The following is a 16,350-nucleotide window of genomic DNA, read 5'->3' on the forward strand; positions in this document are numbered from 1 at the left end:
CGGACCGAACGGTCAGGTGAGCAGGCGCAGGGCCGCGAGGGTGTAGGCCCGCGCGGCGACGAGGAGCTCCTGCACGCCCACCGACTCGTCGGGCCGGTGGGCCTGGTCGTTGACCGAGCCCGGGCCGAGGACGACCACCGGGGCGCCGGTCTCGCGGGCGACGAACCCGCCGTCGCACGCGGCCGTCCAGCCCGACAGCGGCAGGCCGGGCCCGCCCGCGTCCGCGAGGGCCGCGTCGGTGACCACGACGAACGCCGAGTCGGGGGCGCTCGCGAAGCCCGGCATGTCCATCGTCATCTCGACGTGCACGTCGAGGCCGCGGGCGGCCAGGTCGAGGCCGTCGACGCGTTCGCGCACCCCCGCCAGCACCCGGTCCGGGTCCTCGCCGGGCATGAGGCGGCGGTCGAGGCCGATGCGGCACGACGCCGGGACCGTCGAGATGCCCTGCCCCCCGGCGATGAGGCCCGCGTTGAACGTCGGGACCCCGACGAGACCGCCGAGCTCGCGCGGTCCCTGCGCGAACTCGCGGTGCCAGCGGTCGATCTCGGCGACGACGAGCGCCGCGCCGGTGACGGCGTTCCGGCCGTCGTCGGGGTTGCCCGAGTGGGCCGCGACGCCGGTCACTGTGATCTCGAGATAGGAGTCGCCGCGGGCGGCGATGATCGTCTGCAGCTCGGTCGGCTCGGCGACGATGCATCCCGCGTACGCCGGCGCGGCGCCCCCCGCGTCCGGGTTCGCGTCGGCACCGCGTCGGGCGTGGTCGCCGATCCAGGCGCGGATGCCGAGGCCGGTCTCCTCCTCGTCGACGGCGGCGAGCAGCTCGACGGGGCCCGACAGGGGGACCCCGGCGCGGCGCAGCGCACTCATCGCGACGACGCACGCCGCGAGGCCGCCCTTCATGTCGGTCGCGCCGCGCCCGTGGACGCGGCCGTCGACCAGGTCGCCCCCGAAGGGGTCACGGGTCCACTCGTCGCCGACCGGGACCACGTCGGTGTGGCCCAGGAGCAGGAGGCCGGGCCCGTCGGCGCCGGGCAGCCTCGCGGTGACGTTGGCCCGCCCCGGCGCGACCTCGTCCTCGCGCACCTCGAGGCCGTGTTCGGCGCAGATCGCCGCGAGCTCCGCGACCGTCGCCGCCTCCTGCCCGGGCGGGTTCTCGCCGGGGCATCGCACGAGGCGTCGGGTCAGCTCGACGACCTCGTCGACCGTGACGAGGTCGAGGACCGCCCGCTCCTCGGCGGTGATGCCGTGGCCGGGACCCGTGGCGGCGGAGCCGGGGCCGCGGGGCTCGCCCGCCGGCGTCACCTCAGGCCCCCTCGAGGACGTCGACGGCGCGGCGCAGGCGGGCGACTCCCTCGCGGATCCGCTCCGGGGTGGAGGAGGCGAAGCACAGCCGCAGCGCGTTCGGGAACCGCCCCTCCGGCGAGAAGGCGTTCCCCGGGATGTAGGCGACGCCCTCGTCGAGCGCGATCTCGAACAGGGCCTGCGTGTCGACGGCCCGTTCGAAGGTCACCCAGAGGAAGAAGCCGCCCTGCGGGTCGGTCCAGTGGGCGAGCCCGTCGAAGTGCTCGGTGAGGGCCGCCTGCATCGCCTCCTTGCGCAGCCGGTACTGCTCACGCTGGGTGAGCAGGTGATCGTCGAGGTAGCCCTCGCGCAGGAACGCGGCGAGGAGGCGCTGCGCGGGCAGGTTCGTGCACGTGTCCATCGCCTGCTTGGCGGCGATGAGCAGCCGCTGCAGGCTCGGGTCGGCGTCGACCCAGCCCACGCGCAGGCCGGGCGCGACGATCTTGCTGAACGTGCGCACGGAGTACACGAGGGGGTCGCCGTCGGCGAGCTCGTGCAGCGTGGGGATGTCGTCGCCGGCGAAACGGAGCATCCCGTACGGGTCGTCGTCGATGAGGACGCTGCCCCACTCCCGGGCGAGCCCGAGCAGGTCGCGGCGCCGCGGCAACGACATCGTCACGCCCGAGGGGTTCTGGAACGTGGGGATCGTGTAGATGATCTTCGGGGCGCGCCCGGCCCGCTGGACCGCCTCGCGCAGGGCGTCGATGTCCATGCCGTCGTCGTCGACGGGCACCTCGAGCAGCTCCGCCTGGTAGGACAGGGCGGTCGCGGTGCCGTTCGTGTACGTGGGGGACTCGACGGCGACGAGGTCGCCCGGGTCGAGGAAGATCTTGTACGCGAGGTCGAGGCCCTGCATGCCGCCCGAGGTGATCGTCAACCGCTCCGGCGTCGTCGCGTCGCTCGTCCCCTCCAGGGCGTGCAGGAGCGCCTGCCGCATGGCCGGGTCCCCCTCGGTGGCGGCGTAGTCGAACGCGTCGGGGGCCGCCTCGCCGATCGCCTCCACGCCCACGTGGGCGAGGATCTTCGTCGGGATCGCCTCGGGCGCGGGGCTGCCCATGGCGAAGCGGACGATGTCGTGCGTCTTGCTCGCGAGCAGCGCCGTGGAGGAGTCGATGACCGACCCCACGAGCGAGTCGGCGCGGCGGGCGAGGGGCAGGGGTCCGGCGGTCATCGACAGATCCTTTCGACGGTGGTTCTCGGTCGGTCGCCGAGGGCGGCGGGTGAGGTCGGGGAGACCGGGGGAGCCAGGGTGGCCGGCGAGGTCGGCGACGTCATGGCGTCACGGTGAGGGTCTGGGGGAGGTCGATGAGGCGCTCGGCGGCGCCGTCGCCGATGAGGACCGGCTCGGACAGCTCGTAGCCCCAGTCGTCCATCCACATGCCGAGGATGACGTGGAAGGCCATGCCGGTCCGCAGCACCGTCGTCTCCTCGGCGCGCAGGCTCACGGTGTGCTCGCCCCAGTCGGGCGGGAACCCGATGCCGATGGAGTAGCCGATGCGGGACTCCTTGCTCAGGCCGTGCCGCGCGAGCACCCGGGTGAACGCGGCGTGGACCTCGTCCACCGGCGTGCCGGGGCGCATCGCGTCGAGGGTGACGCCCACGGCCTCCTCGATGGCGTCGGCGCAGTGGGCCAGCGGCGCGGACGGCGGGCCGAGGCTCACGGTCCGGGCGATGGGGGCGTGGTAGCGCTGGTAGCAGCCGGCCAGCTCGAGGGTCGTCGCCTCGCCGCGGACGAACTCGACGTCGCTCCACGTCAGGTGGGGTGTCCCGGCGCGCTTGCCCGTGGGCAGCATCGGCACGATGGCCGGGTAGTCGCCCCCGGCCTCCGCGGTGCCCACGGCCTGCGCGTGCTGGATGTCGGCGACGACGTCGCACTGCCGGCGCCCCGGCCGGAGCGCCTCGATCGCGCGCGTCATCACCTGCGTGGCGATGCGCCCGGCGACCCGCATCTTGTCGGCCTCGGCCGGGGACTTCACGAGGCGCACCCAGTTGACGAGCTCGTGGGCGTCGACGAGGGTCGCCCGCTGCAGGCGGCGGTGCAGGGCGAGGAACCCGCGCGGGGAGAAGTAGTGGGCGTCGGTCTCGGCGGCGACGATCGAGTCGTGCGTGTCGGGCAGCAGCCCGAGTTCCTGGGCGCGGTCGGCGATCCAGTCGTAGGGGTGGATGTCGGTGCGGTGGATGTAGCTCTCGGGGTAGAAGTGCGCCCGGTCGCTCGCGAGGTCGGTCGTGTGGATCGTGCCGTGCATGTCCATGGGTCGCCCGAACAGGTGCGGCAGCCCGCTCGCCGGGACGATGAGGCACTGCGGCACGTAGAACGACCACGCGTTGTACCCGGTGAGGTAGTACAGGTTGGCCGGGTCGACGACGACGAGGGAGGCCAGGCCGCGGCGGGCCATCTCCTCCTGGACCCGCCGGAGGCGGTCGTCGAGCTCCGCCTGCGAGAACGGGCGCGGCAGGGCCGAGGCGGGGGTGGGGTCGGTCATCGCTGGTCTCCCGTCGTCGGCGGATGAGCACGGTCGGTCCCCTCGAGCCTCTCGCACGGCTCCTTCGACGCGGCGACAGGGGCGGCGACGGAGGTGGTCGTCGGGGCCGACGCCACCTCCCCCGCGTCGGCCTCGAGGAGCCGCTGGCCGGGGCCCACCGCGCGAAGGCCGATGCGGCGCACGGCCGCCCACATCGTCACCTGGTTCGCGGTGAGGACCGCGACGCCCGTCTCGGCCTCGAGGTCGACGATCGCGTCGTACGTGAGCAGGTTGGTGCACGACACGACGACGGCGTCGACCGCGTCGGCGCCGTCCCTGCCCGCGGCGGCGAGGGTGGAGCGCACGAGCGCGCGCGTCGCCTCGAGCGGCAGGGCCCAGATGTGCCCGGCGAGGCCGAGGTGGGCCGACGCGACGACCTCGACGCCGGCCTCACGCAGGAAGTCGCCCAGGGCGCGGGTGACGGGTCGGTCGTACGGGGTGCACACGGCGACGCGGCGGGCCCCCAGGAGCGCGATCGCCTCGAGGAGGGCGCCGCTCGTCGTCACGGTCCGCGGGGCGCCGGCGGCGAGCAGGGCGGCGGCGAGCGCCCGCTCGCCCGCGACGCCCGCGACGAAGCTGCCCGAGGTGCAGGCGTAGCCGACGAGCAGGGGGTCGACGGCGAGGAGGTTGCGGACGCAGGCCGCGACGTCGGCGTGGTCGGCGACCGCCCGCGCCTGCTCGAGGGTGACGGGGACGGGCGTGAAGGGCGTGCGCGTGAGGTGCAGGGTGACCTCGGGGGGAGCCCAGCGCCACATCTCGCGATCGAGCGCGAAGTCGTACGGCACGACGAAGCCGACGCCTGCTGCGCCGTCGGCGCGGGTCGCGGTCTCCACCTGGTCATCCTGCCCCGGTCCCGGGATTGTTGACAATCAGAACAGGCCGTTCCTAGGTTGCAGAGGTGAACCCGCGCCCCGTCGTCACCGTCCTGTGCGAGCCCGCCGACGACCACCCGGCCCACCTGGAGGAGCTCGCGGGCCGCCTCGAGTTCCGGTTCGTCGACCGGGCCGGCCTGGGCGACGCGCTCCCCGGCGCCGACGCCCTGTTCCTGTGGGACTTCTTCTCCGACGCCCTCGCCGACCACTGGGACCGGTGCGACCGGCTCCGGTGGATCCACGTCGCCGCGGCCGGCGTCGACAAGCTGTACTTCGACGAGCTGCGCGCGAGCGACATCACGGTCACCAACGCGCACGGCATCTTCGACCGCCCCATCGCCGAGTTCGTCCTCGCGTCGGTCTTCGCCCACGGCAAGCGGCTGCACGAGACGTGGGACCTGCAGACTCGCCGCGAGTGGGTCCACCGCGAGACCGGGACCCTGACGGGCCGGACGGCCCTGGTCGTCGGCACCGGCGGCATCGGCCGCGAGATCGCGCGGCTGCTGCGCGCGGCCGGGCTGCGCGTCCGGGGAGCGGGCCGGACCGCGCGGACCGGCGACCCGGACTTCGGCGACGTCGTGCCGAGCGCCGAGCTGGCCGCGCACGTCGGGGACGTCGACTACCTCGTCAACGCCGCCCCGCTCACCCCGGCCACGACGGGCCTCGTCGACGACGCGGTGCTGCGGGCGCTGCCGGCCCGTGCGCACCTCGTCAACATCGGGCGCGGCCCCACCGTCGTCGAGGCCGACCTGCTCGCCGCCCTCGACCGCGGCGGTCTCGACGGCGCGAGCCTCGACGTCGTCCAGACCGAGCCGCTGCCGGCGGACTCGCCGCTGTGGTCCGCGCCCGGCGTCGTCATCTCCCCCCACATGTCGGGTGACGTCGTGGGGTGGAAGGACGCGCTCGCCCGGCAGTTCGTCGCCAACGCCCGGGCGTGGCTCGCGGGGGAGCCGCTCGCGAACGTCGTCGACAACGCCCGGGGTTACGTGCCCTCGCGGGTCGGGTAGTACGACCCCATCGTCACCCGCTCACCGGAGGTGCCCACCGTGTCCGACCACTCCCTTTCCCTCCTCGGCGCCGGCGAGCTCGTCGCCGGCTACGCCTCGGGCGAGTTCACGCCCGTCGACGCCACGCGCGCCGCCCTCGACGCGATCGAGGACCTGAACGGCACCGTCAATGCCGTGCTCTTCACCGACCCCGAGGGGGCGCTCGCCGCGGCGCACGAGTCGGCCCGGCGCTGGGCGAGCGGGCAGACCCTCGGCCCGGCCGACGGCGTCCCCGCGACGATCAAGGACATGCTCCTCACGACGGGGTGGCCCACGCTGCGCGGGTCGAGCCTCGTCGACGACGCCGGCCCGTGGGACGTCGACGCGCCCACCGTGGCGCGGCTGCGCGAGTCCGGGTCGATCTTCCTCGGCAAGACGACGACCCCGGAGTTCGCTTGGAAGGGCGTCACCGACTCGATCCGGCACGGCGTCACGGGCAACCCGTGGGGCGCCCACCTGACCGCCGGCGGGTCGAGCGGCGGGTCGGCGACGGCGGTCGGGCTCGGCATGGGCGCGTGGTCGGTGGGCACCGACGGCGGCGGCTCGGTGCGCATCCCCGCGTCGTTCACCGGCACGGTCGCGCTGAAGCCGACGTACGGGCGCGTCCCGATCTTCCCGCCGAGCGCCTACGGGACCCTGTCGCACGCCGGCCCGATGACGCGCAACGTCACCGACGCGGCGCTGCTGCTCGACATCCTCTCGGGGCCCGACGCGCGCGACTGGTCGGCGCTGCCCGCGCCGACGGGCTCGTTCGTCGACGGCCTCGACGCGGGCGTCGCGGGCCTGCGCATCGGCTTCTCGCCCGACCTCGGGTACGGCCGCAACGACCCCGAGGTCGACGCCGCCGTGCGCGCCGCCGCCGCCCGCCTCGCCGAGCTCGGCGCGCACGTCGAGGAGGTGGGCCCGGCGCAGCTCGGCGGCTGGGGCGACCCCCTCGACGCCTTCCACCGGCTGTGGTTCCCCGCCGCGCGGCTCGTCGTCGGCGCGTTCGGCTCGGACGCGCTCGAGCGCATCGACCCCGGTCTCGCCGAGGGGATCCGCACGTACGGCGAGTGCACCGCGGCCGAGTACCTCGAGGCGAACGCCGTGCGCATGGCGATGGGCTCGGCGATGGGCGTCTTCCACGAGACGTACGACGTCCTCATCACCCCGACGATGCCGATCCCGGCCTTCCCCGCCGGGCAGGCCGCCCCGGACGGGTGGCCGACGCCGCTGTGGTCGACGTGGACGCCGTACACGTACCCGTTCAACATGACCCAGCAGCCGGCGCTGTCGCTGCCGTGCGGCCTCACCGCCGACGAGCGGCCCATCGGGCTGCAGGTCGTCGGGCCGCGCCACGGCGACGCGCTCGTGCTGCGCGTCGGGCGCGCCTATGAGGCCGCCACCGACTGGCACCGCCACCTGCCCGCGCTGCTCCGCCGCTGACCTGCGGGATCGAGACCCGCCTTCCCTGACCCCTGCGAGGAGCATCCGTGGCCCGCTACGTGCGCATCACCCTCACCACCCGCGGCGTGAGCTGCCGCGCCCGGCTCCTCGACGACGAGGCGCCGCGGACGGCCGCCGCCGTCTGGGACGCCCTCCCGCTCGCCGCGCAGGTCTACCACGGGAAGTACGCCCGCAACGAGATCTACACGCTCCTGCCGGCGTTCGCGCCGGCCGACCCCGGCCCCGAGAACACGACGGTGACGCCCATCCCCGGCGACGTCTGCTGGTTCACGTTCTCGGGCGACGACCTCGGCAACCCCGCCTACGGCTACGAGGCGGAGGGCGAGCATCGCGCGATGAGCACCATCGTCGACCTCGCCGTCTTCTACGGCCGCAACAACCTCCTCATCAACGGCGACCAGGGCTGGGTGCCCGGCAACGTCTTCGCGACGATCGAGGACGGGCTGCCCGAGATGGCCGCCGCCTGCCAGGACCTGTGGATGGGCGGGGCCCGGGGGGAGACGCTGCGGTTCGAACGGGACTAGCAGGGTGCTGGGCGGCGGGCCGTCCCGAGACCGGGCCGACGGGCCGATCCGAAGGACGAAGGTCCCGGCTCTCGCGTCGTTGCGAAAAGCGCGAATCGTGATGGTGGTTGCGGCCGCCCGGGCGGGCGCGGGGGACTACCGTCGGCCCCCATGAAGCCCCTCGTCATCCGCAGCGCCGTCGTGGCGTCCCTCGGCGGACTCATCTTCGGTTTCGACACCGCCGTCATCTCGGGCGCCGAGAAGCAGATCCAGGAGGTGTTCGATCTCAGCGCGGGCATGCTCGGGTTCACCGTCACCACCGCCCTGCTCGGCACCATCCTCGGCGCCCTCGTGGCGGGGCGTCCGGCCGACACCTACGGCCGCAAGAAGGTCCTGCTCGTCATCGGCATCCTCTACCTCGTCGGCGCGCTCGGGTCGGCCCTCGCGCCGAACGTGGCGCTGCTCATGATCTTCCGCTTCCTCGGCGGCATCGGCGTCGGCGCCTCGTCCGTCGTCGCGCCGATCTACACCGCCGAGGTCGCGCCGCCCGCCAACCGCGGCCGGCTCGTGGGCCTCGTGCAGTTCAACATCGTGCTCGGCATCCTGCTCGCCTACGCGTCGAACGCCATCATCCGCGCGATCATGGACGGCCCCGACGCGTGGCGCTGGATGCTCGGCGTCATGGCCGTGCCCTCGGCGATCTTCCTGCTCCTGCTCGCCACGGTCCCCGAGACGCCGCGCTGGCTCATGTCGGTGGGTCGTAACGAGGAGGGCGAGATCACCTCCCGCCGCCTGTGCATGACCGAGGAAGAGGCGCGGAAGCAGATCGACGAGATCCACGCCTCCCTCGACGCGGCGCGCAACTCGGCGTCGGTCCCCTTCTTCACGCGGGGTCACCGCAAGGTCATCATGCTCGCCGTCGCCATCGCGTTCTTCAACCAGATGTCCGGTATCAACGCGATCCTCTACTACGCCCCGCGCGTCATGGAGCAGGCCGGCGCGGCCGAGAACACGGCCTACCTCATGAGCGTCGGCGTCGGCGTCGTCAACCTCATCGCGACGATGACCGCGCTCACCGTCATCGACAAGCTCGGCCGCCGCCGGCTCATGCTCGTCGGCTCGATCGGTTACCTCATCAGCCTCGGCTTCCTCGCCGCCGTGATGTTCTACTTCGAGAGCGCGGGCTTCAACTCGCTCTCGAGCGTGCTCGTCCTCCTCGGCCTGGCCGTGTTCATCGCGGCGCACGCGTTCGGTCAGGGCGCGGTGATCTGGGTGTTCATCTCGGAGATCTTCCCCAACCGCATCCGCGGCCGCGGCCAGTCGCTCGGCTCGCTCACGCATTGGGTGTTCGCGGCGATCACGTCGTGGGCGTTCCCGCCGATCGTCGAGCTGCTCGGCGGCGGCGTCGCCTTCTCGATCTTCTTCGTCTTCATGGTCGGCCAGCTCATCTGGGTGCTCAAGGTCATGCCCGAGACGAAGGGTGTGCCGCTGGAGGAGATGGAGGCCAAGCTGGGCCTCACGCACGACCCGAACGACCGCGGCGGCCCCGCCCCGGTCATGCACTGACCGCCTCGAACCGACGCCGGCCACTCCCAGGGGGGTGGCCGGCGTCGTCGTGTGTCCGGGCGCTCAGGCCTGCGCGGTGAGGGCCTTGCGGCGGCGGGCGAGGTCGCGGGGCCGGTCCAGGGCGACGGCGGCGACGGGCACGCCGTCGCGCAGCAGGTCGACGAGGAGGCCCGCCCCGGGGTCGTCGAGGCTGCCGTCGGCGACCTCGAGGGCGTCGGCGAGGGCGGGCCGGCCGACGACCTGGATCGTCGAGCCGTACTGGTCGGACCACACGTAGGGCACGTAGGCCCGGCGGCGCGGGGCGTCGACCCCGAGGAGGGCGGCGACGGCGTCGGCCGGCCGGTCGAGCGCATCGTGCCAGTGCCGTCCGCGGTCGTGGCGGCCGAGCGCCGGCGAGAACCACGCCGCGCAGTCCCCGACCGCGACGATCCCGGGGGCGCTCGCGCGCCCGACCTCGTCGCAGACGACGCCGTCGGCGAGCACGAGCCCCGAACCCGCGAGCCACCCGCTGGCCGGGGCGTCGCCGACGGCGACCACGACGACGTCGACCCCCATGATCTCGCCGTCGTCGAGGTGGACGGCGGTGAGCGCGGCGGTCGGCGCCGACGGGGTGCGCGCGGGCTCGACGCCGGCGACACTCCGCCCGGTCAGCAGGCGCACCCCCGCGCGGGCGTGCCGGGCGAGCAGGGCGGGGGCGAGCAAGGGGCCCACGAGATGGGACAGGGGCGCCTCCGCCGGGTCGACGACCGTGACGTGGCCGCCGAGACCCACAGCCGTGGAAGCGATCTCGCTGCCGACGAGGCCGCCGCCGACGACGAGGACGCGGGCGCCGGGAACGAGCGCGGCGCGGAGGGCGTCGGCGTCCTCGCGCGTGCGCAGGGTGTGCACGTTCGGGGCCTGCGGGACCCCGGCCGCCTCCGGAGGGCGGGCGGTCGACCCCGTGGCGAGGACGACGCCGCCGGCGGCGAGGCGCGTGCCGTCGTCGAGGAGGACCTCGTGCGCGCGGCCGGTGGGATCGACGACGAGGCCGGTCGCCGACCGACCGCGGAGCCAGCGCGCGTCGGCGAGCAGCGGGTCGTCGTCGGGCATGAGGCGCAGCGCATCCGCGCCGGCCGAGCCCGAGAGGTAGTCCTTGCTCAGCGGGGGCCGGTCGTAGGGCAGGTGCGCCTCGGCGCCGACGATCGTCAGCGGCCCGGTGAACCCGAGCTGCCGCGCTGCGCGCGCCGCCGACAGGCCGGCCAGGCCCGCGCCCACGACGACGAGCGAGCCGTCGGGCGCGAGACGCCCGGCTTCCGCGGGGTTCTCGGCATCGGGGTCGCCCTCGGCCTGGGCGTGGCCTGCGCCAGCGATCCTCGCGGGGCGCCCGTCGCCTGAGGTGTTCGAGGCGTCTGGGACGTGCGAGGTGTTCGGGACGTGCGAGGTGTCTGGGAGGTCCGAGGTGTTTGGGGCGCCCGAGGTGTCTGGGAGGTCCGAGGTGTTGGGGACGTGCGTGGTGTTCGGGGCGCCCGAGGTGTCTGGGGCGCCGGAGGTGTCCGGGGCGCCCGAGGTGTCTGGGGCGCCGGAGGTGTTCGGGGCGTCTGTGAGGTCCGAGGTGTTCGGGACGTACGAGGTGTCCGAGGCGGTCGGGACGTCCGTCGAGCACGTGGTGCTTCGCGTGCCCGACCCGCTCGCCGAGCCGTCCGGGCGGCGCTCACCTGCGTCGTCGGCGCCATCGGTCACCCCGGCGAGGTCCGCGCGGTCCTGCGGGGCCCGTCCGTCACGTCGCCGGCCGTCGGGGGCGTCCTCGGGTGCGTCCATCGCTGCCTCGTCCCGCCTTCCGTGCATGGTTCGTCCCGGTCCGGTCGCGGCCCGGCCGTCGCCATCCTCGCAGTCCACCGACGTCCGGTGACGGCCCCGGTTCCCCGTGGCCGCGGCGTACGGTGACGCCATGTCCGAGCCCCACGTGTCCCCGATCCCGCCCTTCGAGCCGCGGCCGGAGCCCGAGGACCCGCTGCAGGCGGAGCTTCGGGGTGTCCGCGAATCCCAGGCCCGGGCCGAGCGCGACGTCCGGCACCTGCGCGGGCGGACGGGGTGGATCCTCGCGTTCGCGGTGCTCGCCCTGTTCGGGAGCTGCGACTCCCGCGACCGGGCGCTCGAGCCGGATCAACAGCTCCGGCAGGACGTGGTGAAGCTGCAGGAGCAGGTGACCGGGCTGAGCGAGCAGAACGAACAGCTCCGCCGGGCGATCGAGCAGAGCCGGACGGCGCAACGCCCCGCGGCCCAGCCGTCCGCGGCGCCCACCCGGTGAGCGAGCTCGCTGCCGTCCTCGAGGCGGAGCGGCTCCTGCACGACCCGCCCGGCGACCGCGCCGAATTCGAGCGCGGCGTCGCCTCCGGGTACTGGGAGATCGGGGCGAGCGGGGGCCGCTACGACGTGGACGTCATCTGGGGCGTCGTGCAGCGTCGCCGTGCCGGCGAGTTGCCCACCCCCGGATGGTCGCCGAGCGAGGCGGAGCTCCGCGACCTCGGCGACGGCGCCCGGCTGCTCACGTACCTGCTCGACCAGGGCGGCCGGCTCACCCGCCGCGCCACCGTGTGGCGGTGGGAATCGGGCCGCTGGGTGGCGCTCTACCACCAGGGGACGGTCGTCACCGGCCGGTTCTGACCGGCGTCGTCCTCGCCGGGCGCCGGGCGTCGCGGCCCCGGCCGCCCCGGCGCGGTCCTCGGAGCCGCCAGTGAGCGCGCCCGGCCGGGCCCGCTCGTCGACGTGGCCACTGAGCCCCACCTCGCTCGCCCCGTTCCACACTGCGACGCGGTGCGCGTCCTCTCCGCCGGTGACCGGACGTCGTCGGCCCCGGCCGCCCGGGTGGGGCCCCCTGGTGTGGCCGACGCAGGCAGCACACCTCGCTCGCCCTGTTCCAGGGCGCGAGGTGATGCGCGTCCTACTGCGTCAGTGACGGGACGCCGTCGGCTCCGGCCGTCCGGGTCCGCCTCTCGGTGTGGCCTGCGCCGGCAGCGGGGGCAGGGAGTCACACCTCGCTCGCCCGGTTTCACACCGGGCGATGATGCGCGTCTACCGAGTCGGTGACCGGGCGTCGTCGGCCGGCCGCCCGGGTCCGCCCCCTGGTGTGGCCGGCGCCGGCAGCGGGGCGGGAAGCGCACCTCGCTCGTCCGGTTTCAGGTCGTGAGGTGATGCGGCACCTGTGTCGGTGACCGGACGTCGGCGCCCCGGCCGCCCGGGTCCTGGCCGGCGCAGGCCGCGGGGGCAGGGAGCCACACCTCGCTCGCCCGGTTTCAGGTCGTGAGGTGATGCGTCAGCTGTGTCGGTGACCGGGCGTCGTCGGTGCCGGCCGCCCGGGTCCACCTCTTGGTGTGGCCGGCGCCGGCAGCGGGGGCGGGAAGCGCACCTCGCTCGCCCGGTTCCGCGTCGTCAGGTGATCCGCGTCTACTGGGTCGGTGACGGGACGTCGTCGTCGGCCCCGATGTCCGGGTTCGCCCCGTCGCGTGGGTCGGCGCTCGGATCGCCGAGCGCGCCGACGAGGGCGGGCAGGGCGGTGGCGGCCGTGGCGCGCCAGGCGTGGTCGACGCCGCGGGTCAGGTCGGTGTCGTCGGGGTTGATCTCCACGACGGGGACGCCGTGGCCCCGCGCGAGGTCCGGCAGCGAGGCGAACGGGTAGACGATGCCCGAGGTGCCGACGACGAGCACGAAGTCGGCCTCGAGGCACGCGTCGGTCGCGGCGTCGAAGGCGCTCTGCGGGAGCATCTCGCCGAACCACACGACGCCCGGGCGCACGTACTCGCCGCACGCCTCGCACAGGGGCGGCTCGACGCGCTCGACGGGCTCGTCGGGCACCGGCACCTCACCCGTGAAGGGGGTGTCGCACTCGGCGCATCGGAACGCGAACAGGCTGCCGTGGACGTGGGCCAGGACGGCGCTGCCGGCACGTTCGTGCAGGTCGTCGATGTTCTGCGTCGCGATCGACAGACTCCCGCCGCGCTCGGCGAGCAGGTCCGCCCACCGGGCGAGGGCGACGTGCCCCGCGTTCGGCTCCGCGGCCCGGACCCGCCCCACCCGCCACGCGTACCAGGCCCAGACGAGGTCGGGATCGGCGTCCCAGCCGTCCCGGCTGGCCAGCGTGGTGGCGTCGAAGCGCGACCACAGGCCGGTGGCGGGATCGCGGAACGTGGGGATCCCGCTCTCCGCCGACATCCCGGCCCCGGTGAGCACCGTGACGCGGCGGGCCTGCCGGGCGAGGGTGAGCACGTCGTCCGGAACTGTCGTCGCCGCCTGAGACATGCCTCCAGCCTCTCGCAGCACCCGCGGCGACGGCCGCCCGGGTCCGGCCCCGCACGGGTGGGTCCCTGCCCTGCCGCCCACGGTCGCGTGGGCGAGACCAAGAACCGTTCCGACGACATCGGCGCGGGCGCCGTTCGGATCGGTGCAGCTCAGGGGGTTCGTCGTCGGGCGAAGAGTCCCGTCGATGTCGTCGGTGTGGTTCTTCGACGGCCGAGACGTTCCCGCGCCGTGAGGCAGCGGCCGGCGCGGTTCGGCGAGCGCGGCCGGGTTCTTCTTTCCCGACCGACCCCGACGAGTGGGGGAAGAACCGTTCGGACGACATCGCGGGCGTGCCGGGTCGCATCGGCCCAGGCCGGCGCCCGGGTGGTCGTGGGGGCGGGGCGTCCATGTCGTCGGCGGCCGAGTCGTCACGGGGCGGCCGCCCGCGGACCTGCTCTGCTCCGAGGGGGGGGCCGAGTCGTCGCGGGGCGGCCGCCCGCGGATCTGCTCCGAGGGGGGCCGAGTCGTCGCGGGGCGGCCGCCCTCGGACCTGCTCTGCTCCGAGGGGGCCGAGTCGTCGCGGGGCGGCCGCCCGCGGATCTGCTCCGAGGTTCCGCGGCCTTCGACCCGCGCGTCGTGACCGCCCAGGGCGGGTATGGCGCAGGCATGAGCGACTACGGACTTCTCGTCATCGGAAGCGGACCCGCCGGCGTAGGTGCGGCGCAGGCGTACGTACAGGCGGGTGGGCGCGGGCCGGTCGCGATCGTCACGGCCGACATCGACGCGCCCTACATGCGGCCGCCGCTGTCGAAGGAGGTGCTCGCGGGGAGCTCGCCCGCGGAACGTACGCCCATCGACGGCGACCTGCCCGACGAGGTCGAGGTGCGGCTCGGCGCGAGCGTCACCTCCGTCGACCTCGACGCGCGCACCGTGACCGCCGGTGGCGACACGCTCTCCTTCGACCGGCTCGTCCTCGGGACGGGGGCGAAGAACGTCCCCCTCCCGGGGGTGGACGCCGACGCCGAGACGTTCTCGCTGCGCTCCCTCGACGACGCCCGTCGGCTCGTCACCGCGGCGGAGCACGCCCGGACCGCCGTCGTCGTCGGCTCGGGATTCATCGGCTGCGAGGCGGCGGCGTCGCTGGCCCGTCGAGGCGTCGAGGTCACGCTCGTCACGTCGGAGGCCGGCCCGCAGGTCACGCGGCTCGGAGAGTTCGCCGGGGCCCGCATCACCGAGTGGCTCGTGACGCTCGGCGTCCAGGTGCGGACCGGCGTGCACGTCACCGGGATCGCGGCGCCGCGCACCGTGCACCTCGACGACGGCACCACCCTTGCGCCCGACCTCGTGCTCGTCGCGGTCGGGGTGGCGCCCGCCGCGGGCGACCTGCTCGCGTCCACGGGGTTGCAGCTCCACCAGGGGCGGGTCGTCGCGGACGAGTACCTGGGCGCGGCTCCCGGTGTGTGGGTGGCCGGCGACGCCGCCCGCGCACTGAACGCGGCCGCCGGTCGACCGATCCCCGTCGAGCACTGGGGCGACGCCGAGGCGATGGGAGCCCTCGCGGGGTCGAACGCCGCCGCGGCCGACGGGAATCAGGTGGCCTGGGACGGGGTGCCCGGGTTCTGGAGCGAGATCGGCGAGCACGTCCTGCAGTACTGGGCCTGGGGCGACGGCCACGAGCGCGAGGAGGTCGTCGCGCGGACCGGCGGGTTCACGATCTGGTACGCCGACGCGGACGACGTCGTCGTGGGCGTACTCACCTACCGCGCGGACGACGACTACGAGCGCGGCATCGGCCTCATCGCCGCCGCCGCGACGCTCACCGAGGCCCTCGCGGGGCGTCGCGTCGACGAGGAGGACGACGAGGCGCAGGGCTGAGCCCCGGGCCCGCCGGCGGGGTGCGGCCGCAGGCGCAGGGGAGTCCTGGCCTGCCGGTCGGCCTGGGGCCGGATGCGCAGGGGGAGGCCCGGTCTGCCGGTCGGGGTGAGGCCGGTCTGCCCGCATGGGGGCGGCGGTCGTCTGCCGTGTCCCGGGTGCCGCACGAGGCGCGAGCCGGTGCCCATGCCCGGTACGTCGGTGCGCTCGGTCGAGTCGTGGACCGGCGAAGACTGTCGGCGCGGCGCGGCGCGGCCCAGTTTCGCCCCCACCCACAAGGATCCGCGCGGCGCGGGTCGTCGGCGCGTGCGTGGCCGCCCACAGGCACCAGCGGTCGGGGTGCCGCGTCCGAAGAACCATATGGGCCTGGTCGATCAGGCTGATCCAAGGCGTCGGCGTGAACCGCCCCGGGATGTCGGGAGACTCCAGACCTTGGGAAGGTTGGAGTCATGTCGGGAAACACGTCCACGAGGTACCCGCCTGAGCTGAAGGCTCGAGCGGTGCGGATGTTCGAGGAGATCCGTGCCGATCACGCCACGGATTGGCAGGCGATGACGAAGGTCGCCGAGCTGCTCGGGGTGAGCACGGCGGAGACCGTCCGCAAGTGGGTGCGCCAGGTTCAGGTCGACCAGGGCGTCCGTCCGGGGGTGACGAGCGAGGAGTCGGCCGAGGTCAGACGGTTGAAACGGGAGAACGCCGAGCTGCGCCGGGCGAATTCGATCCTGAAGGCCGCGGCGGCTTTCTTCGGTGCCGAGCTCGACCGGCCCTCCCGCTGATCGTGGAGTTCATCCGCGAGCACGCCGGCCGCCGTGAGGAAGCTGACAACGGTGGTCTGCGTTGGGGTGTCGAGCCGATCTGCACCGTGCTGAGCGCGCACGGGCTGCCGATCGCCCCGTCGACGTACTACGCCCACGTGAATCGGCCCGCG

The 16,350-nt window shown here is 74.5% G+C and carries 13 protein-coding genes and 1 pseudogene; 8 read left to right on the forward strand and 6 right to left on the reverse strand.

Annotated features, from left to right (window positions below; all coding sequences use genetic code 11):
* Positions 1 to 12: 12 nt before the first annotated feature.
* The 4 genes from ICW24_RS12295 to ICW24_RS12310 all read right to left on the reverse strand — a co-directional run bounded on the left by ICW24_RS12295 (position 13) and on the right by ICW24_RS12310 (position 4,696).
* Positions 13 to 1,302, reverse strand: coding sequence for a M20 family metallopeptidase (locus ICW24_RS12295; protein ID WP_226345997.1), 1,290 nt, complete (start codon positions 1,300 to 1,302; stop codon positions 13 to 15).
* Position 1,303: 1 nt separating this feature from the next.
* The gene (locus ICW24_RS12300; protein ID WP_226345998.1) at positions 1,304 to 2,512 is read right to left on the reverse strand and encodes an aminotransferase-like domain-containing protein; all 1,209 of its coding nucleotides are present in this window, start codon (positions 2,510 to 2,512) and stop codon (positions 1,304 to 1,306) included.
* A 100-nt stretch (positions 2,513 to 2,612) separates the two neighbouring features.
* A complete protein-coding gene (locus tag ICW24_RS12305; RefSeq protein WP_226345999.1) occupies positions 2,613 to 3,824 on the reverse strand; it encodes a M24 family metallopeptidase in 1,212 nt (403 codons plus the stop codon).
* Positions 3,821 to 4,696 carry a maleate cis-trans isomerase family protein gene (locus tag ICW24_RS12310; RefSeq protein WP_226346000.1) on the reverse strand — a complete coding sequence of 292 codons (876 nt, stop codon included), beginning with the start codon at positions 4,694 to 4,696 and terminating at the stop codon, positions 3,821 to 3,823. The genes ICW24_RS12305 and ICW24_RS12310 overlap by 4 nt, the downstream gene beginning before the upstream one ends.
* Positions 4,697 to 4,761: 65 nt before the next feature.
* Between ICW24_RS12310 and ICW24_RS12315 the strand changes: the two genes are divergently transcribed.
* The 4 genes from ICW24_RS12315 (at position 4,762) to ICW24_RS12330 (ending at position 9,296) form a co-directional block, all read left to right on the forward strand.
* Positions 4,762 to 5,742: a D-2-hydroxyacid dehydrogenase gene (locus ICW24_RS12315; RefSeq protein ID WP_226346001.1), complete on the forward strand. Its 981-nt coding sequence runs from the start codon at positions 4,762 to 4,764 to the stop codon at positions 5,740 to 5,742.
* Positions 5,743 to 5,781: 39 nt separating this feature from the next.
* Entirely contained in the window at positions 5,782 to 7,206 is a 1,425-nt protein-coding gene (locus tag ICW24_RS12320) for an amidase (RefSeq protein WP_226346002.1), read from the forward strand.
* A 47-nt stretch (positions 7,207 to 7,253) separates the two neighbouring features.
* Positions 7,254 to 7,751 (forward strand): DUF3830 family protein, encoded by a 498-nt coding sequence (locus ICW24_RS12325; RefSeq protein ID WP_226346003.1) that lies wholly within the window; start codon positions 7,254 to 7,256, stop codon positions 7,749 to 7,751.
* 150 nt (positions 7,752 to 7,901) lie between these two features.
* Complete coding sequence (locus ICW24_RS12330) at positions 7,902 to 9,296, forward strand: sugar porter family MFS transporter (RefSeq protein WP_226346004.1); 1,395 nt, start codon at positions 7,902 to 7,904, stop codon at positions 9,294 to 9,296.
* Positions 9,297 to 9,359: 63 nt separating this feature from the next.
* On the opposite strand, the gene ICW24_RS12335 is transcribed toward ICW24_RS12330, so the two are convergent.
* Positions 9,360 to 11,093 (reverse strand): NAD(P)/FAD-dependent oxidoreductase, encoded by a 1,734-nt coding sequence (locus ICW24_RS12335; protein ID WP_226346005.1) that lies wholly within the window; start codon positions 11,091 to 11,093, stop codon positions 9,360 to 9,362.
* Positions 11,094 to 11,223: 130 nt separating this feature from the next.
* On the opposite strand from ICW24_RS12335, the gene ICW24_RS12340 reads away from it, so the two are divergent.
* Together ICW24_RS12340 and ICW24_RS12345 are read left to right on the forward strand one after the other, a co-directional pair.
* Positions 11,224 to 11,583 (forward strand): hypothetical protein, encoded by a 360-nt coding sequence (locus ICW24_RS12340; protein ID WP_226346006.1) that lies wholly within the window; start codon positions 11,224 to 11,226, stop codon positions 11,581 to 11,583.
* Positions 11,580 to 11,939: a nuclear transport factor 2 family protein gene (locus ICW24_RS12345; RefSeq protein WP_226346007.1), complete on the forward strand. Its 360-nt coding sequence runs from the start codon at positions 11,580 to 11,582 to the stop codon at positions 11,937 to 11,939. The genes ICW24_RS12340 and ICW24_RS12345 overlap by 4 nt, the downstream gene beginning before the upstream one ends.
* Before the next feature lie 780 nt (positions 11,940 to 12,719).
* Here ICW24_RS12345 and ICW24_RS12350 read toward each other — a convergent pair.
* The gene (locus tag ICW24_RS12350) at positions 12,720 to 13,571 is read right to left on the reverse strand and encodes an SIR2 family NAD-dependent protein deacylase (RefSeq protein ID WP_226346008.1); all 852 of its coding nucleotides are present in this window, start codon (positions 13,569 to 13,571) and stop codon (positions 12,720 to 12,722) included.
* Between the two features lie 645 nt (positions 13,572 to 14,216).
* Here ICW24_RS12350 and ICW24_RS12355 point away from each other — a divergent pair.
* Both ICW24_RS12355 and ICW24_RS12360 read left to right on the forward strand, forming a co-directional pair.
* On the forward strand, positions 14,217 to 15,425 hold the full coding sequence (locus tag ICW24_RS12355) for an NAD(P)/FAD-dependent oxidoreductase (protein WP_226346009.1): 1,209 nt from the start codon (positions 14,217 to 14,219) through the stop codon (positions 15,423 to 15,425).
* A gap of 446 nt (positions 15,426 to 15,871) precedes the next feature.
* Positions 15,872 to 16,350: pseudogene (locus tag ICW24_RS12360) on the forward strand (transposase); the annotation flags it as partial.

The organism is Agilicoccus flavus (genome assembly GCF_014857905.1).
GTDB lineage: Bacteria > Actinomycetota > Actinomycetes > Actinomycetales > Dermatophilaceae > Agilicoccus > Agilicoccus flavus.

Coding starts and splice junctions, on each gene's coding strand:
- ICW24_RS12300 (WP_226345998.1), bottom strand. CDS start 2,512: ATGACCGCCGGACCCCTGCCCCTCGCCCGCCGCGCCGACTCGCTCGTG.
- ICW24_RS12305 (WP_226345999.1), bottom strand. CDS start 3,824: ATGACCGACCCCACCCCCGCCTCGGCCCTGCCGCGCCCGTTCTCGCAG.
- ICW24_RS12330 (WP_226346004.1), top strand. CDS start 7,902: ATGAAGCCCCTCGTCATCCGCAGCGCCGTCGTGGCGTCCCTCGGCGGA.
- ICW24_RS12335 (WP_226346005.1), bottom strand. CDS start 11,093: ATGGACGCACCCGAGGACGCCCCCGACGGCCGGCGACGTGACGGACGG.
- ICW24_RS12340 (WP_226346006.1), top strand. CDS start 11,224: ATGTCCGAGCCCCACGTGTCCCCGATCCCGCCCTTCGAGCCGCGGCCG.
- ICW24_RS12350 (WP_226346008.1), bottom strand. CDS start 13,571: ATGTCTCAGGCGGCGACGACAGTTCCGGACGACGTGCTCACCCTCGCC.
- ICW24_RS12355 (WP_226346009.1), top strand. CDS start 14,217: ATGAGCGACTACGGACTTCTCGTCATCGGAAGCGGACCCGCCGGCGTA.